General features: G+C 55.8%; 16 protein-coding genes and 1 other annotated feature (1 of these 17 cut by a window edge). Of the genes, 3 read left to right on the forward strand and 13 right to left on the reverse strand.

The genetic code is table 11. The annotated features are described in order from the left end of the window. Genes lspA through ribF form a run of 3 tightly spaced genes read right to left on the reverse strand, consistent with a single transcriptional unit; the run spans position 1 to position 4,282 of the window. Positions 1-507: a signal peptidase II gene (gene lspA, locus LC417_RS09330; RefSeq protein WP_010253719.1), complete on the reverse strand. Its 507-nt coding sequence runs from the start codon at positions 505-507 to the stop codon at positions 1-3. Beyond that, entirely contained in the window at positions 507-3,323 is a 2,817-nt protein-coding gene (ileS, locus tag LC417_RS09335; protein ID WP_010671810.1) for an isoleucine--tRNA ligase, read from the reverse strand. Before ileS ends, lspA begins: the two co-directional genes overlap by 1 nt. A gap of 29 nt (positions 3,324-3,352) precedes the next feature. Then, positions 3,353-4,282, reverse strand: coding sequence for a bifunctional riboflavin kinase/FAD synthetase (gene ribF, locus LC417_RS09340; protein WP_010253714.1), 930 nt, complete (start codon positions 4,280-4,282; stop codon positions 3,353-3,355). Between the two features lie 306 nt (positions 4,283-4,588). Here ribF and rpsT point away from each other — a divergent pair, with 306 nt between their 5' ends. Then, positions 4,589-4,852, forward strand: a complete 264-nt coding sequence (gene rpsT, locus LC417_RS09345) for a 30S ribosomal protein S20 (RefSeq protein WP_008925553.1) — start codon at positions 4,589-4,591, stop codon at positions 4,850-4,852. Positions 4,853-4,890: 38 nt separating this feature from the next. Here the strand turns inward: rpsT and nhaR are convergent, their stop codons facing one another. The 4 genes from nhaR to dnaK all read right to left on the reverse strand — a co-directional run bounded on the left by nhaR (position 4,891) and on the right by dnaK (position 10,975). Beyond that, positions 4,891-5,799 carry a transcriptional activator NhaR gene (gene nhaR, locus LC417_RS09350; RefSeq protein ID WP_124889684.1) on the reverse strand — a complete coding sequence of 303 codons (909 nt, stop codon included), beginning with the start codon at positions 5,797-5,799 and terminating at the stop codon, positions 4,891-4,893. Positions 5,800-5,829: 30 nt separating this feature from the next. Next, positions 5,830-7,008 (reverse strand): Na+/H+ antiporter NhaA, encoded by a 1,179-nt coding sequence (gene nhaA / locus LC417_RS09355; RefSeq protein WP_010253702.1) that lies wholly within the window; start codon positions 7,006-7,008, stop codon positions 5,830-5,832. Between the two features lie 806 nt (positions 7,009-7,814). Further along, positions 7,815-8,960, reverse strand: a complete 1,146-nt coding sequence (dnaJ, locus tag LC417_RS09360) for a molecular chaperone DnaJ (protein WP_010253699.1) — start codon at positions 8,958-8,960, stop codon at positions 7,815-7,817. A 104-nt stretch (positions 8,961-9,064) separates the two neighbouring features. Continuing rightward, on the reverse strand, positions 9,065-10,975 hold the full coding sequence (gene dnaK / locus LC417_RS09365; RefSeq protein WP_010253698.1) for a molecular chaperone DnaK: 1,911 nt from the start codon (positions 10,973-10,975) through the stop codon (positions 9,065-9,067). Between the two features lie 302 nt (positions 10,976-11,277). Between dnaK and satP the strand changes: the two genes are divergently transcribed. Next, positions 11,278-11,847, forward strand: a complete 570-nt coding sequence (gene satP, locus LC417_RS09370) for an acetate uptake transporter (RefSeq protein WP_062759475.1) — start codon at positions 11,278-11,280, stop codon at positions 11,845-11,847. 53 nt (positions 11,848-11,900) lie between these two features. Here the strand turns inward: satP and LC417_RS09375 are convergent, their stop codons facing one another. From LC417_RS09375 to tal, 3 genes are all read right to left on the reverse strand, one after another. After that, complete coding sequence (locus tag LC417_RS09375) at positions 11,901-13,208, reverse strand: MFS transporter (protein WP_223565761.1); 1,308 nt, start codon at positions 13,206-13,208, stop codon at positions 11,901-11,903. Between the two features lie 106 nt (positions 13,209-13,314). Continuing rightward, positions 13,315-13,902, reverse strand: a complete 588-nt coding sequence (gene mog / locus LC417_RS09380; RefSeq protein WP_223565762.1) for a molybdopterin adenylyltransferase — start codon at positions 13,900-13,902, stop codon at positions 13,315-13,317. 126 nt (positions 13,903-14,028) lie between these two features. Beyond that, the gene (gene tal, locus LC417_RS09385; RefSeq protein WP_010253690.1) at positions 14,029-14,982 is read right to left on the reverse strand and encodes a transaldolase; all 954 of its coding nucleotides are present in this window, start codon (positions 14,980-14,982) and stop codon (positions 14,029-14,031) included. 209 nt (positions 14,983-15,191) lie between these two features. On the opposite strand from tal, the gene yaaA reads away from it, so the two are divergent. Then, entirely contained in the window at positions 15,192-15,965 is a 774-nt protein-coding gene (gene yaaA, locus LC417_RS09390; protein ID WP_010253688.1) for a peroxide stress protein YaaA, read from the forward strand. A 61-nt stretch (positions 15,966-16,026) separates the two neighbouring features. On the opposite strand, the gene thrC is transcribed toward yaaA, so the two are convergent. From thrC to thrA, 3 genes are read right to left on the reverse strand one after another with little or no spacing between them, the layout of a single operon-like run. After that, positions 16,027-17,310 carry a threonine synthase gene (thrC, locus tag LC417_RS09395; protein WP_010671693.1) on the reverse strand — a complete coding sequence of 428 codons (1,284 nt, stop codon included), beginning with the start codon at positions 17,308-17,310 and terminating at the stop codon, positions 16,027-16,029. Positions 17,311-17,313: 3 nt separating this feature from the next. Further along, a complete protein-coding gene (thrB, locus tag LC417_RS09400) occupies positions 17,314-18,243 on the reverse strand; it encodes a homoserine kinase (protein WP_010671694.1) in 930 nt (309 codons plus the stop codon). 2 nt (positions 18,244-18,245) lie between these two features. Continuing rightward, positions 18,246-20,708: a bifunctional aspartate kinase/homoserine dehydrogenase I gene (gene thrA / locus LC417_RS09405; RefSeq protein WP_010671695.1), complete on the reverse strand. Its 2,463-nt coding sequence runs from the start codon at positions 20,706-20,708 to the stop codon at positions 18,246-18,248. A 26-nt stretch (positions 20,709-20,734) separates the two neighbouring features. Then, positions 20,735-20,767 (reverse strand) — a sequence feature (Thr leader region) (it continues 86 nt past the right edge of the window).

The following is a 20,767-nucleotide window of genomic DNA, read 5'->3' on the forward strand; positions in this document are numbered from 1 at the left end:
TTACCCTTTCTGTTTAGCCTGTTTGCCGTTCGGGCTGAAAAAGCCCTCCAGCACCACCAATGCAGCACCGATACAGATGCCGCAGTCAGCGATATTAAATGTAGCGAAGTGCCAGTTACCGACATAGAAATCGATAAAATCGACCACAAAGCCATGGTATGAGCGATCAAACAGATTGCCTATCGCGCCGCCGATGATCAGGGCATACGCGATGTTAGCGATCTTCTGACTGGCATGATTACGATACATCATCACGACCAGTGAGATCACGATAGCCAGCGCAATACCGGCAAAGAACCAGCGCTGCCAGCCGCCTTTGTCCGCCAGGAAACTGAACGCCGCGCCGTAGTTGTGCGCGTAGAACAGGTTCAGGTAGGGCATCAGTGGCTGGGTTTCATGCAGCATCATGTTGTTCATCACCCACTGCTTGCTGGCGAAGTCGACAACAATCACCACCAGCACCAGCCACAGCCAGCGCAATCCGGTTGATAAAATAGGTTTACGCATCAGGCAAATTCACGCTGTTCGCCGTCACCGGCTACGTTAGTGTAACAACGACCACAGACCTCAGCATGCTCAGGATTCTGTCCGACGTCGGTAGTGTAATGCCAGCAGCGCTGACATTTCTCGCCTTCCGCCTTGTGCAGCGCGATTTTCAGACCTTTCAGCAGCTCACTCTGCTGCGCTTCGTCGTTCGCCAGGGCGTAATCAGCCACCTGTGCGCCAGAGGTCAGCAGCACAAAGCGCAGCTCATTACCCAGCGCCTGCAGTTTAGCCGCCAGCTCCGGATCGGCATAGAGCGTTACCGTTGCTTCCAGTGCGCCACCGATACGTTTATCCGCACGCGCCTGCTCGATCACCTTGTTCACTTCGCCACGCACTTTCAGCAGCTCAGCCCAGTAGGCGTCATTCAGCGCTTCATCTTCAGCCAGGCCAAACAGCCCCTGATACCACTCTTCGGTAAAGACATACTGCGCACGTTCGCCCGGCAGGTAGCCCCAGATCTCATCTGCCGTAAAGGACATGATCGGTGCCATCCAGCGTACCAGCGCTTCGACGATATGCCACAGCGCGGTCTGGCAGCTGCGACGCGCCAGGCCATCGCCTTTCGCGGTGTACTGACGATCCTTGATGATGTCGAGATAGAAGCTGCCCATCTCAATTGAGCAGAACTGCATCAGACGCTGGATCACTTCGTGGAAATCGTAGTTCTCGTAAGAGGCAACGATATCGGCCTGTGCCGCCTGAGCGCGACCGACGGCCCAGCGATCCACCACCACCATCTCTTCCGGTTTCACCAGATCGGTAGCCGGGTTAAAGCCGCTGAGGTTAGCCAGCAGGAAACGCGCTGTGTTACGGATGCGGCGATAGGCATCGGCAGAACGTTTAAGGATCTCATCGGAGACCGCCATTTCGCCCGAGTAGTCGGTTGATGCCACCCACAGGCGCAGAATATCGGCGCCCAGTTTGTTCATCACATCCTGCGGCGCAACCGTGTTACCGATCGATTTCGACATCTTGCGGCCCTGACCATCCACGGTGAAACCGTGTGTCAGTACCTGACGATAAGGCGCTTTGCCCTTCATCGCCGTGGAGATCATCAGCGAGGACATAAACCAGCCGCGATGCTGATCGGACCCTTCCAGATAGAGGTCAGGCGCATGTCCGCCAAATTCCGGACGCGCATCAACCACGGAATAGCTGGTTGAACCGGAGTCAAACCAGACATCCAGCGTATCCGGCACTTTTACGTAATGATCGGCATCGTCGCCCATCAGTTCGCGCGGATCGAGATCCCACCAGGCCTGAATCCCCTCCTGCTCAACGCGCTGCGCCACTTTTTCCATCAGCGCCAGCGTGTCCGGGTGCAGCTCTTCGCTCTCTTTATGAACGAACAGGGCCATCGGTACGCCCCAGGTACGCTGACGAGAGATACACCAGTCAGGACGGTTCGCCACCATCGATTCGATACGCGCCTGGCCCCAGTCCGGGATCCACTGCACACCTTTGATCTCCTTCAGCGACTGCGCACGCAATCCTTTCTGATCCATGCTGATGAACCATTGCGGTGTGGCGCGGAAGATGATCGGCGTTTTATGGCGCCAGCAGTGCGGGTAGCTGTGCAGCAGTTTCTCAACGTGCAGCAGCGCGCCCTTCTCTTTCAGCAGCTCAACGATCATGTCGTTGGCTTTAAAGACGTTGACCCCATCCAGCGTCGGATAGGTGCCTGGCAGATAGCGGCCATCCGGTCCGACCGGATTGGCGGTTTCGATGCCATATTTCTGACCGATAACATAGTCATCCGGACCGTGGCCAGGTGCCGTGTGGACTGCACCGGTACCCGCTTCCAGGGTGACGTGATCGCCCAGCACCACCAGCGACTCAAGCGCCAGGAACGGATGCTGGAATTTCTGTAGCTCCAGCGCCGCGCCTTTGCATTCGCCCAGTACCTGCCATTCGCTGACGCCCGCGCGCTTCATCACGCTCTCGACCAGATCTTTTGCCAGGATCAGCGCGCGACCGTCGATCTGCAGCAGCTGATACTCAAATTCCGCGTTTAACGAGATGGCGCGGTTAGCTGGCAGCGTCCACGGTGTCGTCGTCCAGATCACCAGTGAAATCGGACCATTAACCTGTGCCACACCAAACGCCTGACGCACCGCGTCGGCATCAATGGCGTTGAACATCACATCAATCGACGGTGACGTTTTGTCGTAATACTCCACTTCCGCTTCTGCTAAGGCAGAACGGCAATCCAGGCACCAGTGCACGGGCTTAGCGCCTTTGTGCAGGTGGCCGTTGCCGATGATTTTACTCAGCGCACGAATGATGTTGGCTTCGGTACCGAAATCCATGGTCAGGTAAGGACGATCCCAGTCGCCCAGCACGCCCAGACGGATAAAGTCCGCCTTCTGGCCTTCAACCTGTTCTGCGGCGTATTTGCGGCACGCTTCGCGGAATTCAGCAGCGGTGACTTTCTCGCCTGGCTTGCCGATCATCTGCTCAACTTTGTGTTCGATTGGCAGACCGTGACAGTCCCAGCCCGGCACATACGGCGAGTCATAACCCGCCATGCCTTTCGACTTAACGATAATGTCTTTCAGAATCTTGTTAACGGAGTGACCAATATGAATGCTGCCGTTCGCATACGGAGGGCCATCATGCAGGATAAAGGTTTTTTTCCCTTTTTTGGCTTCGCGGATGATGCCGTACAGATTGTCGGCATACCAGCGTTGCAACATTCCCGGTTCGCGTTTGGCCAGATCGCCACGCATCGGGAATCCCGTTTCCGGCAAATTCAGGGTAGATTTATAGTCACTCATCAGATTCTCGATTCCGTTTTTCGCTCAGGTTAAAGCAGCCCAAAGAACTGCCGGGCCGTTACCACATCGTTCGCAATTTGTTCTTTCAACGCCTCCAGTGAGGCAAAGCGCTGCTCGTTTCGTATTTTCTGTTTCAGCACCACATCAATGTGACGACCATAGAGATCCATATTGATGTCGAGCAGGTGAACTTCAAGCTGCTGGCGTAAACCTTTTACGGTCGGACGGGTGCCGATATTGGCGACACCTGGCAGTGGCTCGGGCGTCAGACCCCGTACCTCTACCGCATAAACCCCTTTCACCGGCGAGACGCTGCGGCGTAAAGGGAGGTTCGCCGTGGGGAAACCCAGCGTGCGTCCCAGTGCATCACCGTGCACAACGCGGCCGGAAATAGTGAAAGGGTGACCAAGCAGCGACTGCGCCAGCGCTAAATCATCCACGGCCAGCGCCTGACGCACGGCAGTACTGCTGATTCGCTTACCGCCATCACAGAAGGTTTCGGTGCTGACGACCTCAAAGCCGTACTCCGCACCGGCTTTCTGTAATAACAGGAAATCACCCTGGCGACCAGCGCCGAAGCGGAAATCATCGCCTACCGCAAGGTACTTTACGTCCAGCTTTTCGACTAACAGGTCACTGATAAAACGCTGGGCGGACAAGGCCGCAAAGCGACGGTCGAACCGCACGCACAACACTTTATCGACGCCGGCTTCCGCCATGTATCGCAGTTTTTCACGCAGACGCGTCAGACGAGCCGGCGCTTTGTCACCGGCAAACAGCTCCAGCGGCTGTGGCTCAAAAACCATGACCACCACCGGCAGATTGCGCTTACGTCCCTCTTCACACAGCCGCGACATCAGCGCCTGATGCCCACGGTGCACGCCATCGAAATTACCAATGGTCAGAACGCAGCCGCGATGCTGCTCGTTAAGATTATGAATACCGCGGATAAACTTCATGGCTGGCCCAAACCGGTGGAAATCGGCGGATTATACCCTTGAAAGCGACTCAGGTTAACCCGTCAGCACGCCTTTCATGCTTTAGGCGCTGCATTTCCTGTTGCAGAAGCGCATGTTAAGAATTTTGTCGCGAAATACTGTATTCAGCGAGGGGAAGCTGGTAGAATCCTGCGCCATCAAATACGTAACCGAGTGCCGCTCTCAGGGCGACGCTTATTTGCACAAATCCATTGACAAAATCAGGTTAGAAGGGCATAGTCCTCGGCCTTTGATTTGTCTCTATAGAACACATTTGGGAGTTGTACCTTGGCTAATATCAAATCAGCTAAGAAACGCGCCGTAACATCTGAGAAACGCCGTAAGCATAACGCTAGCCGCCGCTCTATGATGCGTACCTTCGTTAAGAAAGTATACGCGGCGATCGCTTCAGGCGACAAAGCTGCTGCGCAGAACGCATTCAATGAAATGCAACCACTCGTGGACCGTCAGGCTGCTAAAGGTCTGATCCACAAGAACAAAGCTGCACGTTATAAGTCTAACCTGACTGCACAGATCAACAAACTGGCTTAATCGCCTGTTGTTAATCGCTTTGTTAAAAAAGCCGGCGCTTACGCCGGTTTTTTTTCGTCTGTCCCCTGGCGGGGAAAGAGTTCGCTGAAGTCTGCGTGACAGAGTCGCTGCACCGCCGGATGCTGAATCATCCGCTCCGCGAAGAGTATGTGATACTCCTCTGATACCGCGTCGAGCCGCCCGACTTCATATATCCCCTCACGTTGACCCATCTCCAGCAAAGGCGCGACAAAAATCGCATTCTGTCGCGCACCAAACGCCGTCATCAGTGCCGCATCATCAAACTCACCGAGAATCTCCACCTGCACTCCCTGGGTGCTGATCCAGTTGAGGATTTTGCGCCCCAGCATGGAGCGGCGCCCCGGAATCAGCAGGGGACGCGTCTCCAGGCAGACCGGAAAAGAGAGATCGCTGAGCGGCTGGGTTGACCAGAAGCTGATCGGGCATTCCCCCAGCTTCACCGAAAATAGCCCTTCCTGTTGGGTGGGGTCGATGGAGCAGTCAGAGATAATCATATCCAGCTTATGCTGACTGAGCTGCTCCAGCAGCATTTCGTGGGTCGATTCAAAACATCGCAGATGAATTTTCTCTTCTGCGACCACCGCCGTCTCCAGCACCTTGCTGACCAGCTGCTTTGAGAGCGCATCTGCCACGCCAACATCCAGCAGCAGATGGGACTCTTTGCGGTAATTCACAATATCCAGCATCTCCTGACTCAGCATAAACATGCGGTCAGCATAGCGAAAAACCAGCTGCCCCAGCTCCGTCGGTACCAGGCCCCGCCCCTGACGCCGGAACAGCTTGCCCTGCAGGCGCTCCTCCAGTGCCTTAATCTGCCCGGTAATGGTCTGTGGCGTCAGGGAGAGTGCCTCTGCTGCTGCCGTAATTGATCCCGCACGGCAGGCGTGCCAGAAGTAGTAGAGATGATTGAAATTGAGCTGATTCATAGAAAAAAGGAGGCTTACGCCTCCTCTCCATTAGCGCAGTTTAATTCGCAGCAGCGTATAGCCGATGACGGCTGAAAGCAGAGAGCCGGTCAGAATGCCCAGTTTAGAAAAGGTCACCAGCTGTTCATGCGCGGCATCAAAGGCCAGCGAACTGATAAAAATTGACATAGTGAAGCCAATTCCGCACAGCACACCAATCGCCATAATATCGCGTATGGTTGTGCCGTTGGGTAATACTGCCAGCCGCAGTTTTACCGCCAGCCAGCAGAAGAGCGTAATGCCTAATGGCTTACCGATTAACAGGCCGAAGATGATACCTGACGGTTCAGGCGAGAGGACATCACTCAGCGTAATGCCAGCAAGTGAGATACCAGCATTAGCAAAGGCAAACAGCGGCAGAATCATCCAGTTCACCCACGGCATCAGACCATGCGCCAGATGTTCCGCTGGAGAGTGCCCCTCTTTCTTCTCCAGAGGCACGAAAAAGCCCACAATGACGCCAGCCAGGGTTGCGTGGACGCCCGACTTCAGCACGGCGGTCCAGAGTACGATACCCACCAGTATGTAGACTGAGATTCTACGGACGTTAAAGCGGTTCAGGAGTGCCAGCACGACAATTGCGCCAGCAGCCACGCACAGGGAGAGTACTGAGAGATCACTGGTATAGAACAGAGCGATAATCACAATGGCACCCAGGTCATCAATAATCGCCAGTGCCATCAAAAAGACTTTCAGCGCAACGGGAACACGGCTGCCCAGAAGGGCCAGCACACCCAGCGCAAAAGCAATATCGGTTGCGGTAGGAATGGCCCAGCCGTTACGTGCAATCTCATCACCATGGTTGAAAAGCAGGAAGATCAGAGCGGGTAACGCCATGCCGCCTATTGCCGCGATGACCGGGAAGATAGCCTTGTCACGGCTGGCAAGTTCGCCGACCATCAACTCACGCTTTACTTCCAGGCCAATAACCAGAAAGAAAAGCGCCATCAGCGCATCGTTGATCCACAACAGCAAGTTTTTGCTGATATCCAGCGCCCCGAAGCGGATTTGTACCGGTTCATTCAGCAACGCCTGGTAACCCTGGGCGGTAGCGGCCGTATTGGCGAGGATCATCGCCGCGACCGCCGCCACGATCAACATCACGCCATTGCTGGCATCACTTTCAATAAAACTTTTTAGCAGATTCTTTAATTTGCGCGGCTTGTTCAACGTTCATCTTCCTGAGCAGAGACAGAATGTTAAACAGTGTAACGATTCATATAGTTCGTTAAAAGCAGCTTATACCGCGCTATATGCTCGGTTTCGCCGAGCAGTAAAAGCAGTAAACGTCGACATTTTTATGAGTGCTGCGGTGAGGGAGAGATAATGCAGCCATCACAGGCAGGGGATTTAAAGTAAAAAAAAGCGGAGCCGGGGCTCCAATGCTGGTCAGTTAAGATTAGATTTGTAAAGGCTGTCACGGTCAAACGTGGCAGCTTTTTTGTCAGTGCGAGCGAGCCGCAGTGCGGGCCTGAGCACCTCTGCTGCTGCCGGGCCGTCCTCGCGCCGCTCACGCGGTACCTTCGGCTTTGACGGCGTGCCGACGAACCGTTCGGGGATCGGCCCTCCCTGGCCGGCCCCGAACTGTCCACGCTTCCCGGCGTGGACTTCTGGCCCACCGTCACGCCTCAGCGCTGCGGATAGCCCTTTCAGCAGCAGAGGCGCTCAGGCCTCCACTCTCGTGCCCTTTTTAACACTACACACTGAAGTTTCAGAGCAGGCTGGGGTCGGGCAGGGGCAGGTAATCCGCAGCGCTGAACAGAATGAGTCTGCCAGGAGAGCCCGCAGGACGCGGGCGAAAGGCGGGGCGGCACAGGATGTGCCATCCCCGCCGGTCCGTCAGGCAGAGGAATGAAGTGAAGGAACCGCGCAGCGGCGCGAGGACCGCCAGCCCCTGCGCGGCACCAGACTGCGTTATCACCTGTCGCTTAACTGACTGGCATCAGAGCCGGGGCTCCACTTTTTATCAGGCAGACTTAACGAGTCAGATCATCAAAGAATTTTTTCACGCCGTCGAAAAAGCTCTTTGAGCGTGGGCTGTTATGCTCGCCGCTCGGGCCGCCAAAACTCTCTTCCAGTTCACGCAACAGCGCTTTCTGTTTCTCATTCAGGCTGACCGGTGTTTCCACCACGACACGACACAGCAGATCGCCGACCGCGCCGCCACGCACAGATTTCACGCCACGTCCGCGCATGCGGAACAGCTTGCCGGTCTGAGTTTCTGACGGCACTTTCAGCTTCACGCGACCATCCAGGGTCGGTACTTCAATCTCACCGCCCAGCGCTGCCATCGCAAAGTTGATCGGCACTTCACAGTAAAGATTGTTCTCTTCACGCTCGAAGATCGGGTGTTTCTTCACCGAGACCTGAACGTAGAGATCGCCTGCTGGTGCGCCCTGCTCGCCCGCTTCGCCTTCGCCGCTCAGACGAATGCGATCGCCGGTGTCGACCCCTGCCGGGATTTTCACTGACAGCGTTTTCGACTTCTCAACGCGGCCATGACCATGACAGGCGTTGCACGGATCTTTAATCACCGAGCCGCGACCATGACAGGTCGGACAGGCCTGCTGAACGGTGAAGAAGCCCTGGCGCATCTGCACCTGGCCTGCACCGTGACAGGTTGAACAGGTTTGTGGCTGCGTTCCCGCTTTCGCGCCGCTGCCGTGGCAGACGTCACACTCTTCCAGCGTTGGAATGCGGATCTCTTTGGTCACGCCGCGTACCGCTTCTTCCAGCGACAGCTCCATGTTGTAGCGTAAATCGGCGCCACGGGATGCGCGCTGACGGCGTCCACCACCAAAGATGTCACCGAACACGTCGCCAAAGATATCGCTGAAGTCTGCGCCGCCGCCACCAAAGCCGCCGCCGCCGTATCCACCGCCACCCATACCGCCCTGTTCAAAGGCTGCATGACCATATTGATCGTAGGCCGCACGCTTCTGCGCATCGGTCAGGATTTCGTACGCTTCCTTGACCTCTTTGAATTTGGCTTCGGCTTCTTTGTCACCGGGATTACGGTCCGGGTGAAATTTCATTGCCAGGCGTTTGTAAGCCTTTTTGATTTCACGCTCGTCCGCGGATTTGGCGACGCCTAAAATCTCGTAGTAATCACTCTTCGCCATGTTTATTTAGCCCTTAACATGATCGCACGGGCGTGGAGAGATCTCCTACGCCCGTGCTGGTTTCAACGGCTGTCAGGCCAACCGTCGCGCCCGGTCAGGGGCAATTATTTCTTGTTGTCTTTCACTTCTTCGAATTCAGCATCGACAACGTCGTCATCTTTCTTCGCTGACGCGTCACCGGCATCCGCTGCACCCGCCTGAGACTGCTGTGCTGCTTCCATCAGTTTGCCGGACACTTCCATCAGCGCCTGCATTTTGGCGTCGATTTCCGCTTTGTCTTCGCCTCTCAGCGCAGTTTCCAGCGCGGCCAGAGCGGCTTCGATTGGCGCTTTGTCATCAGCTGACAGTTTGTCGCCGGCTTCTTCCAGCTGCTTACGCGTGCTGTGGGCAATCTGATCGCCCTGGTTACGCGTCTGTACCAGCTCTTCGAACTTGCGGTCAGATTCAGCGTTCGCTTCCGCATCACGCACCATTTTCTGGATCTCTTCATCGCTCAGACCTGAAGAGGCTTTGATGGTGATTTTCTGCTCTTTACCGCTGTTCTTATCTTTCGCCGACACGTGCAGGATACCATCCGCATCGATGTCGAAGGTCACTTCGATCTGCGGCAGACCGCGTGGCGCGTTCTGGATACCGTCGAGGTTGAACTGGCCCAGTGACTTGTTGTCATTGGCGCGCTTACGCTCACCCTGCAGCACGTGAATGGTCACGGCTGACTGGTTATCTTCAGCAGTCGAGAAGACCTGGCTGTGCTTGGTTGGGATGGTGGTGTTCTTGCTGATCAGCGAAGTCATCACGCCACCCATGGTTTCGATACCCAGTGACAGCGGGGTAACGTCCAGCAGCAGCACGTCTTTCACGTCGCCACCCAGTACACCACCCTGAACCGCAGCACCAACCGCGACCGCTTCGTCCGGGTTCACGTCTTTACGTGGCTCTTTACCGAAGAACTCAGTCACTTTGGCCTGAACCAGTGGCATACGAGTCTGACCACCCACCAGGATAACGTCGTTGATGTCTGAAACAGACAGTCCGGCATCCTGCAGCGCAACTTTCAGTGGCGCGATTGAGCGAGCAACCAGATCTTCAACCAGTGACTCCAGTTTAGAGCGGGTCACTTTGATGTTCAGGTGCTTAGGACCAGTCGCATCTGCCGTGATATATGGCAGGTTAACGTCGGTCTGCTGTGCAGAAGAAAGTTCGATTTTCGCTTTCTCTGCCGCTTCTTTCAGACGCTGCATCGCCAGTGGATCGTTGTGCAGATCGATGCCCTGGTCTTTCTTGAATTCAGCAACCAGATAGTTAATCAGGCGGCTATCGAAGTCTTCACCACCCAGGTGGGTATCACCGTTGGTCGCCAGAACTTCAAAGGTTTTTTCGCCGTCAACTTCGTCGATCTCAATGATTGAGATATCGAAGGTACCGCCACCCAGGTCATAAACCGCGATGGTGCGGTTACCCTGGCCTTTATCCAGACCATATGCCAGTGCAGCAGCAGTCGGTTCGTTAATGATACGTTTGACTTCCAGACCTGCGATACGGCCGGCGTCTTTGGTTGCCTGACGCTGCGCATCGTTGAAGTAAGCCGGTACGGTAATAACCGCTTCAGTCACTGGCTCACCGAGGTAATCTTCGGCGGTCTTTTTCATTTTCTTCAGCACTTCAGCAGAGATCTGCGGCGGTGCCATTCTCTGACCTTTCACTTCCAGCCATGCGTCGCCGTTGTCAGCGCCGGTGATTTTGTACGGCATGATTTTAATATCACGCTGTACTTCTTCGTCCTGGAAGCGACGACCGATCAGACGCTTAATTGCGAACAGGGTATTCTGCGGGTTGGTCACTGCCTGACGTTTAGCCGGTTGACCGACCAGAATTTCGCCATCCTGTGTATACGCAATAATTGAAGGCGTGGTGCGATCGCCCTCGGCATTTTCCAGCACGCGTGCTTTAGTGCCATCCATGATCGCAACACAAGAGTTGGTTGTACCCAGGTCAATACCAATAATCTTACCCATCTAAACATCTCCCACTTAAATTCGTTGCCAATTTGGGTTGTGAACCTTTTATGTGGGCGGGTTGTTTGCATTCAACTGCCAGCACATGCTTTTTTTCCAACGTTCACAACGCTCGATGACAAGTAAATGGGGCCGCTTCGATGCGCATCAAGGGCTAAACCAAAAAAAAATTTTTACCTTTGGCCCTGTCGGGATCAAAGAACGCTGCCACAACGCTGAATATGATGCGTCGCCTTGTTCCCCTCAGGGAGCAGGACGAAATCCGTTTATTACATCAACGATCATTTTACTGCCGAGGAACTATGGCAAATTCAACGCTGGCTAACCCTGCCCCGCTGGGATTAATGGGATTTGGCATGACGACCATTCTGCTGAACCTGCACAACACGGGCCTGTTTGCCATGGACGTGGCGATTTTAGCCATGGGCATTTTTTATGGCGGAATTGCGCAGGTGCTGGCCGGTCTGCTGGAGTTTAAAAACAACAACACTTTCGGGCTGACCGCCTTTACCTCTTACGGCATGTTCTGGTTAAGCTTTGTGGCGATCCAGCTGTTACCTGAAATGGGTCTGGCAAAAGCGCCAGACGAACGTTTCCTGGGGGCCTGGCTGGCACTGTGGGGCATTTTCACGCTGTTTATGTTCGTCGGTACGCTGAAAGGTGCGCGGATGCTGCAGTTTGTTTTCGGCTCGCTCACGCTGCTGTTTCTGCTGCTGGCCGTGGCTCATCTTATGCACCTGCCGGCGCTGGTGGTCTCCGCGGGCTGGGTCGGGATACTCTGTGGAGTCAGCGCCTGCTATCTGGCGATGGGTGAAGTGCTGAACGAAACCTTTGGCCGCACCATTCTGCCGATTGGCGCGAAATCGCTTTAAGCCTGCTTTTACGCATAAAAAAAAGACGCGGAGCCAGGCTCCGCGTCTCCGCATTACAAAGAGTTAATCCCCTGCTGCAGGTCAGGCTCGTGGCTGACATCACGCCGCAGCCAGATCCCCGTCAGCAATCCTACCAGCGCCAGCGCCATCACATACCAGCAGGGTGCCATCTCTGAGACGTTCATCAGCAGCGACACAAAGATCGGTGTCAGCCCGCCAAAGATCGCATAGGAGAGGTTGTAGGAAAATGAGAGTCCGGTAAAACGCACTTCTGCCGGAAAGGCGCGCACCATCACAAAGGGCACCACGCCGACGATACCGACGCTGAAACCCGCCATGCCATAAAGCAGGAAGAGCTGCTGTGGATAGAGGGCGGTCAGGTGATAAAACTGCCAGCTACAGATCGCCAGCAGCAGGCTGCCGACACACAGCGTACGACTGGCACCAAAGCGATCGGCCGCGAGTCCGGCAATAATGCAGCCAATGCAGAGCATCACGGTGGCGATGCTGTTGGCCTGCAGGGTCAGCGCAGGCGCGATGCCCTGCTGTTTTTGCAGCCAGACCGGCGACATCAGGATCACCACCACGATGCAGGCGGAAAGCAGCCAGGTCAGCAGCATAGAGATGACAATCGACTTTTTATGCTCTGCCAGCACGGTCTTCAGCGGCAGGGTTTCCGCCAGCGCTTTACGCTGCTGCATCTCAATAAACACCGGCGTCTCATGCAGCCAGCGACGCAGGTACATCGCGACCAGCCCGAACACGCCGCCGAGGAAGAAAGGGATGCGCCAGCCGCCATCATGGATCGCCTGCTGCGACATTGAGGTATTGATCAGCGTGGCTACCAGCGACCCCAGTAAAATGCCGATAGTCAGCCCGGCCGTCAGCGTGCCGCAGGCGATGCCGATACGTTTATAGGGCACGTGTTCCGCGACAAACACCCAGGCGCCCGGCACTTCACCGCCAATCGCCGCGCCCTGTAACATCCGCATCAGCAGCATCAGCAGTGGCGCAGCAATACCAATCGTCTGCCAGGTGGGTAAAGCGCCCATCATCAGGGTCGGCAGCGCCATCAGCAGAATGCTCAGGCTGAACATCTTTTTGCGCCCGAGCTTATCGCCAAAATGCGCCATCACGATGCCGCCCAGCGGACGAGCCAGATAGCCTGCGGCAAAAATGGCAAACGTCTGCAGCTGACGCAGCCATTCCGGGATATCCGAGGGGAAAAAGAGTTCGCCAATCACGGTGGCGAAGAAGACGAAGATAATGAAGTCGTAGAATTCCAGCGCGCCGCCCAGCGCGGCCAGCGCCAGGGTCTTGTAATCCTTACCGGTCAGACGCTGAGTGTGAGTCGGATTCATAATATTCCAGAGGCAAAAGAGATAAGGTTGTAAAGATCTTATTACTATACCGTCAATCTTTTGCCACACCAGCAAGGCTATAGCTTATGCCTGAAATGGGGAATATTTAGTTATTTATCTCACGTATCGCGCTTTTAGGCCGAAATGCTGCTACTACGCTGGAATGCGTTTCGACGTAAGGCCCTTCCAGCAACTGTAAACAATAAGGTACAGATGCAAAGATGCCGTGAACTTTTACGTTGCCCTGCTCATCCTTCTGCCCTTCCAGCGTCTCTTTGATCGACTTCGGCTGACCAGGCAGATTGAGGATCAGCGACTGCTTGCGGATCACCCCGACCTGACGCGACAGAATCGCGGTCGGTACGAACTGCAGGCTGATCTGGCGCATCTGCTCACCAAAACCAGGCATTTCACGATCGGCAACGGCTAAGGTGGCATCGGGCGTGACATCGCGTCGGGCCGGACCGGTGCCGCCGGTGGTTAACACCAGATGGCAAAAACGTTCATCGACCAGTTCGCAAATCGCCTGCTCAATCATCGGCTGCTCGTCGGGCACCAGTCGGGACTCAATCTCAAACGGGCTGCTGATTGCGCTGCCGAGCCAGCTCTCCAGCGCGGGAATACCCTGATCCTGATAAATGCCGTTCGCGGCGCGATCGGAGACCGAGATCAGGCCAATGCGTAATGTATTCATGATTAGCTTCGCTGTGATTTACCGCGGTGCGGTTGGAGTAAAAGGGGAATAGCCGAGAGGATAATATAAAGTGAAAGGGTCGGAAAAGGGAAAACCGTGGCAGCCTGCGCCGCCACGGTCAACAGATTACAGCAGTTCTGCCAGCATCTTCTCAAGTTTGCCCTGATCAACGGCAAAATTGCGGATACCTTCTGCCAGCTTCGCAACCGCCATCGGATCCTGGTTGTGCTGCCACAGGAACTCAGACTCGGTCATGCGGGCCGGACGCGCTTTCACTTCGCCGCTGTAGCTCAGTTTACGCTCCAGGGTGCCTTCGCTCTCCGCCAGCTCTTTCAGTAGCGCAGGAGAAATGGTCAGGCGGTCACAGCCAGCCAGCTCGATGATTTCGCCGACGTTACGGAAGCTGGCGCCCATCACCACGGTTTCATAGCCGTGCTGCTTGTAGTAGTTGTAGATTTCAGAAACTGAAACCACGCCTGGATCTTCGTGCGCGGCATACTCTTTCTTGTCGGTGTTGGCTTTGTACCAGTCGAGGATACGGCCAACAAACGGAGAGATCAGGAACACGCCCGCTTCAGCACAGGCACGCGCCTGAGCAAAGGAGAACAGCAGCGTCAGGTTACAGTTGATACCCTCTTTTTCCAGCTGCTCTGCAGCACGGATGCCCTGCCAGGTAGAGGCCAGTTTGATCAGGATGCGGTCGTTGCTGATACCGGCATCATTGTAGAGTTTGATCAGGCTGCGGGCTTTGGCGATGCTGCCTTCAGTGTCGTAAGAGAGACGCGCATCTACTTCCGTCGAGATGCGGCCTGGGATCAGTTTGAGGATTTCCAGACCAATGTTCACGGCCAGCTTGTCAGAAACCAGCTGCAGCTGCTCTTCTTTGTTGCTGCTCTGATCACGCGCCCAGCCGATCGCTTCATCGATCAGTTTACGGTATTCAGGAATTTGCGCGGCGTTGAGAATCAGAGAAGGGTTGGTGGTGGCGTCTTGTGGCTGATACAGCTTCATGGCTGCAATATCACCGGTGTCGGCGACGACGGTGGTGAGCTGACGCAGGGAGGTAAGTTTGTCCGTCATGTTCTTTTCTCTTAGTTAACTGTCAGTGTGAAAAAAGGCTGTTGCGATAATATCACGCGGCAACGGTGGCGCAAGGTCAGGGAATGCCGTTTACGATAGCGCGAACAAATAGGTGTGATTCGTCATTCTTTGCGGCTTTTTTGGTACACTGCGAAGCCTGATAAGCAGCCAATGCCCTGTTAAACCAGGCATTAACCGAGGAAGCAACTATGTTGATGGTGATCTCTCCCGCCAAGACGCTGGATTATGAAAGCCCGCTGGCGACAACGCGTTTCACCCAGCCTGCGCTGTTAGAAAAGTCACAACAGCTGATTGAAATTGCGCGCGAGCTGTCACCCGCCAGCATCGCCTCGTTAATGGGCATCAGCGATAAACTGGCGCACCTCAATGCCGAGCGCTTTAACAGCTGGCAGCCCGATTTTTCCCCTAAGAATGCCCGTCAGGCTATCCTGGCGTTCAAAGGTGATGTCTACACCGGTTTACAGGCAGAGACCTTCAGCGATCAGGATTTCGATTTTGCTCAGCAGCACCTGCGTATGTTATCAGGCCTGTATGGCGTACTGCGTCCACTCGATTTAATGCAGCCTTACCGTCTGGAGATGGGCATTCGCCTGGCGAATCCGGCGGGCAAAGATCTCTACACCTTCTGGGGCGATCTCATCACTGAAACGCTGAATGCCGCGCTGGCGGAACAGGGCGATGAGGTGCTGATCAACCTCGCCTCGGACGAATATTTCCGGGCGGTTAAGCCGAAGACGCTGCGGGCACAGATGATTAAGCCGGTGTTCCTCGACGAGAAGAATGGCAGTTACAAAGTGATTAGCTTCTATGCCAAAAAGGCGCGTGGATTAATGAGTCGCTATGTGATTCAGCAGCGTCTGACAAAGCCGGAACAGCTTAAGGCGTTTGATCTGGATGGCTATCGTTTTGATGCAGCCAGCAGCAGCGAGAGCGAGCTGGTCTTTAAGCGCGCAGAGCAGTAACACCCCGCGCCCTCTGCTTTCCACAAACAGGCTTCCCGCAACCGGGAAGCCTTTCACAGGTTTACTTCAGCAGAAACGCCCGCAGCGAGGCGAAATCACCCTTCATCTGATGCGACAGCAGCGGCAGGTCGGCACGCTCCGCTAACTCCGGTGGCAGCGTCAGGGTCTGCTCAAGGATCGCTTCCACACTTTCGCGGAATTTCGCCGGATGCGCGGTTCCCAGGAACACACCATATTCCCCTTCCTGCAGCTGATCGCGCAGCAGACGCCAGGCGATGGCGGCATGCGGCTCGGAAATGTAGCCCATCTCAGCCAGTTCACGCATGGCGGCGCGCGTGGTCTCATCCGAGACCGCACCACAGGCCAGATCGGTTAAGCGCCAGGTTTTACGGCGGAACAGCTCTTCCACACGCGGCCAGTTATTAGGCTGGCTGACATCCATGGCATTCGACAGCGTAGAGACCGTCTGGTTTGGCTGCCACTCGCCGTTGCCCAGGAAGCGCGGCACCGTGTCGTTGGCGTTGGTGGCGGCGATAAAACGTTTGATCGGCAGGCCCAGCGATTTCGCCAGCAGACCGGCGGTCAAATCACCAAAGTTGCCGCTCGGCACTGACACCACCAGCTGATTACGTTTTTCCTGAGGCAGCTGTGCGACCGCTTCAAAGTAGTAGCAGATCTGCGCCAGCAGGCGGCTGATGTTGATGGAGTTAGCCGAGTTCAGGCCAATCGCGCGCTTCAGCTCTTCGTCATCAAACGCCTGTTTCACCAGCGACTGGCAGGCATCAAAATCGCCGTCGATAGAGATGGTTTCGATGTTGCCGCCCAGGGTACAGAAGAGTTTCTCCTGCAGCGGACTGATTTTGCCCTGCGGATAGAGGATCACCACGCGCACGTTCTTCATGCCGTAAAAGGCGTGCGCCACGGCCGCGCCGGTATCACCGGAGGTGGCGGTCAGAATGGTGATCTGCTCATCTGAGCCTGAGACATACGACAGCATCTGCGCCATAAAACGGCCGCCGAAATCTTTAAACGCCAGCGTCGGGCCGTGGAACAGCTCCAGACAGGCGATATCTTCGCTGACGGCTTTCACCGGGGCCGGAAAAGCAAAAGCGGCTTTAACACGCTCATGCAGCTGCTGGGCCGGAATCTCGTCACCAATGAAAGCCGAGAGAATTTTGCTGCTGCGGCTGACAAAATCCATCTCCAGCATCGCGTCGATGTCGGTCAGTTCAAACTCCGGCAGTTCCAGCGGAAAGAACAGACCCTGCTGCGAACCCAGACCCTGTTTCACCGCCTGGGCGAAGCTGACCTGCTCGTTGTGATCCTTAAGATTGTAGAGTTTCATGCGTTATCCCAATTGTCGTGCGCCAGCCGTGTCGAGACGGCAGATATGGACGAAGCCTTCATCATTCTGCAGATAGTGCTGGCTCAGCCAGTCAGCCATCCGCTGTGCCGTTTCCATCTGATTGCAAACGGCGAAAAGTGTCGGACCAGAGCCTGAGATACCGCACGCCAGTGCGCCAATATCTTTCGCGGCCTGCCGCGCCTCGGTGAAGCCTGGCAGCAGCCGGGTCCGGTAAGGTTCGGCAATCACATCCTGCATAAGTTTAGCTGCCAGCTGCGGCTGACGCGTATGGCAGGCGTGAATGAAGCCAGCCAGCAAGCGGCCATGCCTGATGCAGTCCTCTTTGCGGTACTGGGCCGGTAAAATGGCGCGCGCTTCTGCGGTTGAGACTTTAATGCCCGGATAGGCCATTACCCACAGCCAGTCATCAAAGCCCGGCACCGCCTGGCTGATAATGTCATTCTCCTGCAGCATCAGCTGAATGCCGCCGAGGAAGCAGGGGGCGACATTATCATAGTGCACGCTGCCGGAGATCCGCCCTTCCAGCTCGCCCATCAGGGTCAGTAACGTGCTGTCGCTGAGAGGCTTGCCGCAAAACTCGTTCATCGCCATTAAACCGGCCACCACCGAGCAGGCGCTGGAACCCAGCCCGGAGCCGATGGGCATGTTCTTCTCCAGCGTCATCGCCACCGGGATCGCTTTGCCGATTTCCTGGCAGAAACGCTGCCAGCACTGGTAAACAATATTCTCTTTCGGATCGGCGGGCAGCTTACTGACAAAACGTCCGGCGTTGGTCAGTGAAAACTGCTCTGCCGCTTCCACGGAGACGCAGTCACCCAGCAGGGAGCCATCTACCGGCGAAACCGCCGCGCCCAGCACATCGAAGCCGACGCTGACGTTACCAATCGAGGCCGGTGCGTAAATTTTTACCATGATTAAACTCCCAACTTCCATGACAGTGTCCGCAGCAGGTCGGCAAAGACACCGGCCGCTGTGACATCATTTCCTGCACCGTATCCGCGCAGCACCAGCGGAATCGGTTGATAGTAGCGGCTGTAAAACGCCAGCGCATTCTCGCCGTTTTTCACCTTATAGAGTGGATCGTTGCCGTCAACGGCGTCGATCTTCACTTTGCAGATGCCGCCCTCTTCAATCACGCCAACATAGCGCAATACTTTGCCCTCATCCTGCGCCTGCGCAACCCGGGCGGCAAAAGCGTTATCCAGCTCAGGCAGACGCTGCATAAACTGCTCAATGTCCTGGATTTCGGTCAGGCTGGCGGGCAGCAGCGGCTCAATCTCAATGTCGCTCAGCTCCAGCTGATGACCCGCTTCACGGGCCAGGATCAGCAGCTTACGCGCCACATCGGTGCCGGAGAGGTCGTCACGCGGATCGGGCTCGGTAAAGCCCATCTCACGCGCCATCGTTGTCGCCTGCGACAGTGACATTCCGTCATCCAGCTGGCCGAAAATGTAGGACAGCGAGCCAGAGAGGATACCGGAGAAGCGCAGCAGCTCATCACCGGCGTTCATCAGGTTCTGCAGGTTTTCGATCACCGGCAGTCCGGCGCCGACGTTGGTATCATAAAGGAATTTACGCCGCGATTTGGCAGCGGCGGCGCGCATCTGCTGATAGTAATTCCAGGATGAGGTGTTGGCCTTTTTGTTTGGCGTCACCACATGGAAACCTTCGCTGAGAAAATCAGCATACTGATCGGCGACCGCCTGGCTGGAGGTACAGTCCACAATCACCGGATTGAGCAGATGATACTCTTTCACCAGACGGGTCAGACGACCGAGATTGAACGGCTCTTTCGCTTCGCCTAATGCCGCCTGCCAGTTGCTTAAATCGATGCCGTGGACGTGGGTTAACAGCGCACGGGAGTTAGCGATGCCGCAGACGCGCAGATCGATATGCTTTTTCTTCAGCCACGCCTGCTGGCGATGTAACTGATCCAGCAGCGCGCCGCCGACGCCGCCGACGCCGACCACAAACACTTCGATTACCTGATCGGTGGCGAACAGCATCTGATGCACCACGCGAACCCCGGTGATCACTTCATCATTGTTCACCACCACCGAGATTGAACGCTCGGAGGAGCCCTGAGCAATCGCCACGATATTGATATTGGCGCGCGCCAGCGCCGAGAAGAATTTGGCTGAAATGCCGCGCAGCGTGCGCATGCCATCGCCCACCACCGAAATCACCGCCAGGTTTTCAATGATATCCAGCGGATCCAGCAGGCCATCTTTCAGCTCCAGGTAGAACTCCTCCTCCAGCACCTGACGCGCCCGCGCCAGCTCGCTCTGCGGCACGCAGAAACTGATGCTGTATTCGGAAGAGGATTGGGTGATCAGCACTACAGAGATGCCGGTGCGCGACATCGCAGCAAAGACTCTGGCCGCCATCCCGACCATCCCTTTCATGCCAGGACCGGAGACGTTGACCATCGCCATATTATTCAGGTTGGTGATGCCTTTTACCGGGTTCTCATCCTGTTCGCCTTCTGCTCCAATCAGGGTGCCGGGTGCCTGCGGATTGGCCGTGTTTTTGATCAGGCAGGGGATCTGGAACTGGGCAATGGGCGCGATGGTGCGGGGATGCAGCACTTTGGCGCCGAAATAGGAGAGCTCCATCGCCTCCTGATAGGACATCGACTTCAGCAGGCGCGCATCCGGCACCTGGCGCGGATCGCAGGTATAGACGCCATCCACATCGGTCCAGATTTCACAGCAGTCGGCGCGCAGACAGGCGGCCAGCACAGCGGCTGAATAGTCTGAACCGTTACGGCCCAGTACGACCAGCTCGCCTCGCTCGTTACCAGCCGTGAAGCCTGCCATCAGGATCATGTTCTGCGGCGGAATCTGACTCGCTTCAATGCGGCGGGTTGATTCGGCGATATCAACAGTGGATTCAAGGTAGTGGCCGACCGCCAGCAATTTCTCCACCGGATCGATCACGCTGACCTCATGGCCGCGCGCCTGCAGCAGCGCTTCCATGATCGCAATCGAGAGTTTTTCACCGCGGCAGATAATCGCCGCGTTGACGCTGTCCGGGCACTGTCCCAGCAGGCTGATACCGTGCAGGACCTGCTTCAGCTGCGCAAACTCCAGGTCAACGCGGGTTTTCAGTCGATCGTACTCAAAGCCCGGCTGCGCGTCAGCCAGTCCCTGCAACAGCTCGCTGAAGATGCGTTCGGCGTCGCTGATATTCGGCAAAGCATCCTGACCACTGATGGTTTTTTCAATCATCGCCACCAGATGGTTAGTGATCTTTGCTGGCGCAGAGAGCACGGTTGCAACCTGTCCTTGTTGCGCATTACTTTCCAGAATGTCAGCGACGCGAAGAAACCGCTCCGCATTCGCTACCGAGGTCCCGCCGAATTTCAGCACTCGCATAATATAAACTCTCCTGAATTTAAGCCGAAAAAAAAGCCCGCACTGTTTAGGTGCGGGCT

Origin of the sequence: Pantoea sp. OVA07A (assembly GCF_019969975.1) — a bacterium.
GTDB lineage: Bacteria > Pseudomonadota > Gammaproteobacteria > Enterobacterales > Enterobacteriaceae > Pantoea > Pantoea agglomerans.